We start from the raw sequence: 4036 nt of genomic DNA, 5'->3' as shown, positions 1-4036 counted from the left end.
CGCCCCAGTCCTCTATCTGGCATGTGGCTTCTGGAGTGAGGATCGAGAGGCAACGCGAGGACACATCGGGCGCCAAGTTGGCGCTTGACGAGTACAACGTGAGTATGTACTTTCGGTCCTGTGAGACCCCGGCGGGTAGCCGCCCGCCGGGGTCGATGCACCAGATGATCCCCCGCTGAGAGGAACGAAAGATGCTGCTTGAGCGTACCGCCGCGCGTCCGGTCGGAGACATGCCCGCAGGTGGTGGGCCTGTCGTGGTGGAAGCGACGTTCGAGGCCAACGTGTACGGCCGGGACTTGGGCGCGGTGTTGATGTCGGTTCCGATGTCGTTCAACGTGATGGTCGCCGCGCTGGTCGGGTCGGAGACGCTGACCCGTGAGGAGCTGGCGACCCCGGCGGCCGTGCGCCGCGAGGTGGAGTTGCACTTGGCCTACTACGGCGTGTTCCACGTCCACGGGGTGGCCACGTCCCTGGTCGATGCCAACGTCAACGACGACGACTGGGTGCTGTTCTGCCGCCAGGCCGTGGCCGGCATGCTCGCCGCCGAAGGCGTCACCTCCGGACTCGAGCGGCTCACCGCGGCCGAGATGGCCGCCGCCCTGACCGTCTACGGGGACCTGTACCCGGAGAACCTCGCCACCCCCGACGACGTGCGCACCGAGCTGACCCGCATCGCCTACGTCCACGGGGTGGACGCCCTGCGCGCGAACGGCGCCCGCCTGGACGCCGAGCCTTACCAGGTCGACGCGCCCGCGTTCGACGTCGACGCGCATGCCTGGCCCGGTTTCTGCCGCCGGGCCGTGGCCGGCATGCTCGCGGGGACTGGCGCTCTGGCGGGTGCCCGGTGAGCCGCCGCCCGTCACAGCAGACCACCGCCGGTACCAGCGGGCGGGGCAAGGCCGACTTTGAACCACTGGTCTGCTCGACGCCGGGATGCGGCGCCCAGGCCCTGTCGACGTCGGACATGTGCGGTTCCTGCACCGCGTACGACCGTCAGCTCATGGCCGGTGCCGCCCAGCCCGCCAGGGATGTGGCCGCGTGAGCGTGTCCAGCCCGGCGACCCGCCGCTACCTGTTCGACCTGTACGGCGGCACCTGCGCCTACTGCCTGACCCGCCCCGCCGACCACCTCGACCACCTCGTGCCCCGCGCCGCCGGGGGAACGAACAGCCGGTTCAACCTCGTGCCCGCCTGCACCCCGTGCGGGCAGAGCAAGGGCGCGCTGTCGGTCACCGAGTGGGTCGCCCGCCTGGCCGCCGGTACCCCGACGACCGGGACGGGTGCACCACCGGCACCGACCTACCAGGTCCCGATGCGACCCGTAGCCCACCTGGCCGCGTGTGCCCCCGCACCGGCGCACCCGGCGGCACACGACAGCACACACGCGGCACCCGCCCGAATCGGGTCCGACCTGCCGTAACGGCCCCGCCGCGAAGCACCCCCGCGTCGGGTTGACCACGCGCCTCAGGGCCGACCCGACACCACCTCCGCCCCGCACCGCGCGGCACACCAGTGCGCCGTACCGGTACGCCCCGGCGATCGCTGCACCACCCCCTGTCTGTGCTCCGTGAGGAGAGTTCATGCCGCCTGCCCGCTACCCGACTCGACCGCCATGGTCCTGCGCGCCGTCGTGCTCGCGCATCGAGATGCCCCCTCCCCCCGATCGGGTCCGACCGACCCGCCCGGTCGACCCGACTACCGAGTACGACCAGCACGAATGCACCTTGCCGACCCGACCGGGCGGGGGCATCTCATCGGCCCCACCGGATCGAGTGCCGATCGGATGTCGATCGACCACCGGGTCGGGATCGGTTCGACCGGGCGGGGGGTTCGGTGAGCACCGACCGGCACGAGCCCCACTCGCGGCACCTGCACGTGGCTCCGCCCGCCACCGACGCCCCCGGCCCCGTGCCGGGTGCGGACCAGGCCGACCCGATGACCGAACCCGACCACCCCGAAGCGACCCCGGACGACGGCGGGTCCGGTTCGCAGGCCACCCGGCTGGTCGGTCTGGCCCGGGAGCGCTATCGGGTGGTACTCGGGTCAGACAGCCGGTCGTATGCGGTCGACTCGGAAGGGCCGATGGTCGCGCTGTCGCTGCGCGGCCGGGACGGTCTGCGGACCCGGCTGGCGACGGCGTACTACGACCGGTTCGGGTCGACCCCGGGCGGGGGTGCACTGTCCGACGCGCTCACCGTGCTCGAGGGCACCGCCAGCGCCCACGACCCGGAACCGATCGGTCTGCGCGTCGCGGGCACCGTCGACGGTGGGGTGGTGCTCGACCTGGGCACCGTCGACGGGCGCTGTGTGCTCGTCGACGCGCACGGCTGGTCGATACTCGACCGCTCCCCGGTGCTGTTCCGGCGCACCGCGCTCACCGCACCCCTACCGATCCCCGCCCGACCCGGCGACCTGGCCGCGCTGCGTGCGCTGCTCAACGTCTCCGACGCGGGCTTTCGGCTGCTGGTCGGCTGGTTGGTCGCCGCTTTCCTGCCCGACATCCCCCACCCAATCCTCGTGCTCACCGGCGAACAGGGCACCGCCAAGTCCACCGCGGCCCGGCTCACCGTGTGCCTGTTGGACCCGTCGCCGGCACCGCTGCGTTCCGCCCCGCGCGACGTGCGCCAATGGTCGGTCACCGCGTCCGCCTCGTGGATCGTGGCGCTCGACAACGTCTCCGCTGTCCAGCCGTGGTTCTCCGACACCCTGTGCAAGGCCGTCACCGGAGACGGCATGGTCGACCGGGCGCTATACACCGACGACGACGTCACCGTCATCAGCTACCGCCGCGTCCTGGCCATGACCAGCATCGATGCGGGCGACCTCGCCGGGGACCTGGCCGAACGCATCCTCCCCCTCGAACTCACCCGCATCGACCCCGCCCACCGGCGCACCGACGCCGAGATCGCCGCCGCCTACGACGCCGCCCGCCCCGCCGTCCTGGCCGCCCTGCTCGATCTCCTCGCCCAGGTCCTGGCCGCCCTACCCGCCGTGCGAGTGGCGGAACTGCCCCGGATGGCGGACTTCGCCCGGGTCCTGGCCGCGCTCGACCAGGTCACCGGGTGGTCGACCCTGCCCGACTACACCGCCGCCGCCGTCGACCTGGCCGCCGTGGTCCTGGCCGCCGACCCCGTCGCCGACGCCATCCGCCGCCACCTGAGCCGAGTCGGCCCGTGGACGGGCACCGCCGAAGCCCTCTACGGCGAGCTTGCCGCCCCCGACCCCCGCCCCCGGACCTGGCCGAAGTCCGCACGCGGCCTGTCCGGCGCCCTGCGCCGCCTCGCCCCGGCGCTACGAGCCCAAGGAGTGGCCCTCGACTTCGCCCGGACCACCGACTCCCGCCGCCAGCGGCTGATCTGCCTGGCCTTCGACGGTTCACCGAATCCACCGTCCGGACCGTCCGAACCGTCCGAGGACCCCCGATGACCTGCGCAAACACGTCGGACGATAGGCGGCCCCGCATCGTCCGGCCCTGCGTCTTTGCGTCCGGCTCCCCGGACGCAAATCCCGCTGGCCGGACGGTAGGCCCTGGCGCACCGTCCGACCCTCACACCCCATCTGACCTGCGAGAACACCGGGCGTCGGACGGTCCGGACGGTTCGGACGGTCATTTCCGCCACCTTCTGAAGGGCTCCCCCATGGCTCACCCGACCGCGCAGGCCGACCAGGTCCACGCCGCCACCACCGACGCCCGCCGCCGACTGACCACGATCGCCGCCGCCAGCGGCCAGCACCTCACCACCACCGGCGACCCCACCGGCTGGCTCGCCGGCCAGGCCGCCCGCTGCCTCGCCGCCCTGACCGGACCCGGCGCCCGACTGTGCCCGCACATCGGCACCTCACCCCACGTCGTGCACGCCGCCGTCTGGGCACCCGGACTCCTCGTCTGCCCCACCTGCACCCACCTGCTACGCCCCACCGCCACCGAGGACCGCACCTGCGACCGATGCCGACGCACCCTCACCGGCCTGTACCCCGCCATGGCCGCACTCGGCCCGGTCCTCCTCACCTACGGCCTGTGCAGCCCCTGCCAGAAC

5 protein-coding genes are annotated in these 4036 nt (G+C 72.8%); all 5 read left to right on the top strand.

What is annotated here, in order from left to right; all coding sequences use genetic code 11:
- The first annotated feature begins 191 nt into the window (after positions 1-191).
- On the top strand, positions 192-848 hold the full coding sequence (locus G6R24_RS18910) for a hypothetical protein (RefSeq protein ID WP_163550534.1): 657 nt from the start codon (positions 192-194) through the stop codon (positions 846-848).
- Complete coding sequence (locus G6R24_RS18905) at positions 845-1042, top strand: hypothetical protein (RefSeq protein WP_163550533.1); 198 nt, start codon at positions 845-847, stop codon at positions 1040-1042. Before G6R24_RS18910 ends, G6R24_RS18905 begins: the two co-directional genes overlap by 4 nt.
- Complete coding sequence (locus tag G6R24_RS18900) at positions 1039-1419, top strand: HNH endonuclease (RefSeq protein ID WP_163550532.1); 381 nt, start codon at positions 1039-1041, stop codon at positions 1417-1419. Before G6R24_RS18905 ends, G6R24_RS18900 begins: the two co-directional genes overlap by 4 nt.
- A 413-nt stretch (positions 1420-1832) precedes the next feature.
- Positions 1833-3425: an ATP-binding protein gene (locus G6R24_RS18895; protein WP_163550531.1), complete on the top strand. Its 1593-nt coding sequence runs from the start codon at positions 1833-1835 to the stop codon at positions 3423-3425.
- A gap of 212 nt (positions 3426-3637) precedes the next feature.
- The coding region (locus G6R24_RS18890) for a hypothetical protein (RefSeq protein ID WP_163550530.1) at positions 3638-4036 on the top strand (399 nt) is incomplete at its 3' end.

It is taken from the genome of Candidatus Frankia nodulisporulans (assembly GCF_902806475.1).
Classification (GTDB): domain Bacteria; phylum Actinomycetota; class Actinomycetes; order Frankiales; family Frankiaceae; genus Frankia; species Frankia umida.
Note: the sequence above shows the minus strand (reverse complement) of the source record. Positions and strands in the feature narration are given on the sequence as shown.